A 3,071-nucleotide genomic window follows, 5' to 3' on the forward strand; every position below is an offset into this window, starting at 1 on the left:
TCACATCCTTTAAGAAGAAATAGGGGAACTGTAGGAACCGCAAAGTTTTATCAGGCACATTCTTGCTAAACATAAAAATTTAAAAACTTATCCAATTATAAGGGTTAAAGATAAAACAGCGGCAATAATCTCCTTTGAAAAGTAGCGAGAGCTCCTTAAGAAAAATAAAAAGTCCGCAGTTTCCCTAAAATAATTATACAAAATAAGGGAAGAGAAAAGTAATAGGAACAGAAAAGAAAAAAATAAGAAATATAAAGAAAGGAGTGTGTGGTATTATATAATTATTTATATATTTATCATACAAGAGAGAAATGAAAAATTTAAAAGTAATTGGAATTACACTAATGTTAGCAATATCTGTTACTGGAATGGCTGCAAATTTCAAAATGTTTAGAAAGAAAAAGAAAGATGACAATACATCTGTGACAAAACCAGCTCCTACTGTAGGAACACCAAATCCAGCTTCAGCTTATTGTCAAAAACAAGGTGGAAAATCTATTATTGTAAAAGGTAGTAAAGGTGAATACGGAGTTTGTCAATTAAAAGACGGGACAACAGTTGAAGAATGGGAATACTACAGACAAAACAACACTCCGCAAAGTCTTGAAGCAGAAATGATAGGAACACCAAATCCAGCTGCAAAATTCTGTGTAGACAAAGGTGGAAAGTCTATTACTGTTAAGGATAGAAAAGGTAACGAAAAAGGTGTGTGTAAATTTAAAAATGGGACACAAATTGATGAATGGGATTATTACAGACAAAACAATTAATAATCAAAATTTAATTTTAATTTCATAACACTATTTATAAAGATGGCAAATTTTTTTAATTTGTCATTTTTTGTTACTAATATTTTAGAAAAAATATCAATATTTTAAGAGAATATGATAAAATTGATATAAAAAATACTTATATTTATAATTTTTTTTTCATTTTATATGGTATAATAGAAGCGAATAAAAAATTAATTTTAAACAAATGATATACAAAGGAGAGAAAAATATGAAAAAGATTTTATTATTAATTAGCCTTATCACTGTTTTATCAAGCTGTGGTGGAGGCGGAGGAGGTGGGGGTGGTGGAAATAATTCGAGTTCACCAACACCTTTACCTTCACCATCTAATCCAAGAGGTGAAAATGGTTCTCAAAATCCAAATAATTCAAATAACCAGAATAATCCGAACCATTCTAGTAAAATACAACCTGGATCATCAAATAATGGTGGTAATCCATCATCACAAAATCCTCAAGGTGCCAACTTTACTGGAAGAGGAGTAGATGTTGCTGTACTGGATAGTGATTTTTTATCATCTGATGTTCATACTAACCAATTGTATAATAAACAAAGTTATATTGATGAGATAATAGATAAAGAATTTAAAGATAGATTTGTTAAGGAACCAATGGCGAATACGACTTATTTAAGTAAAAACGATCATGGAATACTTGTAGCGACTATTTTAGGTGGAAATAGCGGAACTGGTGCAACTGGTGCAAAGATTCATGGTGTAAGTGTTAGCCAAGGAAGTGGATTTTATTTAGATGTAAATAAATATCAGGAACTTCAAAATAGAGGAGTTAGAATATATAGCCATTCTTTTGGAACACAAGAAGGATTTAGGACATACAGTAATTATAAAGAGCCATATAGAATATATTTAAGAAAACTTGGCGAAACAATTACTATACCAGAAAATGACAATAGAGTTGATGCCTTAACAAACTTTTATAGAAATGCAGTAAATCAAGGTTCATTATTTATATGGGCTGCTGGAAATAGAAAAGTTGGCGGGCAAACTATGGATGAAGTAAGTATTCAAGCAGGATTGCCTCATTACATTCCTTCATTACATAAAGGATGGATTGCTGTAATGGGAGTACGTCCAGATGGAAGTGAATATAATCCTCATCTTGCGAGAGCAGGGGGAGCTAAATGGTGGACTGTAGCTGCAAGTGGAGAATGTGGATTGCCAGGATGTACAGAATATGGTTCATCTTTTGCTACTCCAAAAGTATCTGCAACAGCAGCCAAATTAAAAGAGAAATTTCCATGGATGACTGGACATGAAATACAGCAGACAATATTAACAACTGCAACAGATTTAGGTGATCCAGGAGTAGATACTAAATTTGGATGGGGACTTTTAAATGAAAAAAAAGCATTAAAAGGGCCTGCTGCATTTAGCAGTGAATTACTTGTCGGTGAATCTGCTGCAAGTCATGGTGCAAGAGGAGAATTTAATGCAAATATTGGAAACAATATAACTTCAAAATTTGAAAATGATATTACAGGTTTAGGTGGTTTAAAAAAATCTGGTAATGGTACATTAATATTGGCTGGAAATAATGATTATCAGGGTGCCACTACTATAGAAGGTGGAACTTTAGAAATACAAAAGGAAAATGGATCACCAATAACTATAAAATCAGGTGGGACTTTAGTAACTACCCCTACAACTGTAATAGGATTAAGAAATTACAGCGGAAATTTTTCGCCAATAAATGTAAAAAATGAAGGTGGAACTTTAGAAAATAGAGGTTCTGGAGCAGTTATAACTGGAAACTATGAAGCAACCGCAGGTTCTGTAACAAAAGCTCAAATAGGATCAAAACTTATAGTAAAAGGAACTGTAAACTTAAATGGTGGTAATGCAACTTTACAGACATTAAGCAATGGAAGATATATTACTGCAAAACCTTTGTCTTCAACTGTAATTGAAGCGGAAAAAGGAATTAATGGAAGTTTTGATAAGGTGGAAACTCCTGAATTGATAAATGGGGCTGTGGAAACTGTCGATAATAAGGTAAATGTAAAATTAAGCAGAAAAAATATGGTGGATTATGTAGAAAAAATTGCAGAATCTGATGAAATGCAAAAAACTACTGCCGAAAACTTGGAAACTGCATTCCAAAAGTTAGATCAAAAAATTGAAAATGGAACTGCTGGAAATGTCGCCCAATTTGAAAGAAAAGCTGCCAAACTTCAGGCACTTACTTCTTCAAACAGGGCAGCAGTTTTGGACAGTCTATCTGGACAAATTTACGCTTCTGCACAGGCACTTACATTCCA

General features: G+C 32.7%; 2 protein-coding genes. Both read left to right on the forward strand.

What is annotated here, in order from left to right; genetic code table 11:
• The first annotated feature begins 311 nt into the window (after nt 1-311).
• Nucleotides 312-770, forward strand: a complete 459-nt coding sequence (locus K324_RS0109470; protein WP_026748917.1) for a putative hemolysin — start codon at nt 312-314, stop codon at nt 768-770.
• Nucleotides 771-1,002: 232 nt separating this feature from the next.
• Nucleotides 1,003-3,071: S8 family peptidase (locus tag K324_RS0109475; RefSeq protein ID WP_026748918.1), on the forward strand; the 2,069-nt coding region annotated here is incomplete at its 3' end.

This window comes from Leptotrichia trevisanii DSM 22070, assembly GCF_000482505.1.
Taxonomy (GTDB): Bacteria; Fusobacteriota; Fusobacteriia; order Fusobacteriales; family Leptotrichiaceae; genus Leptotrichia; species Leptotrichia trevisanii.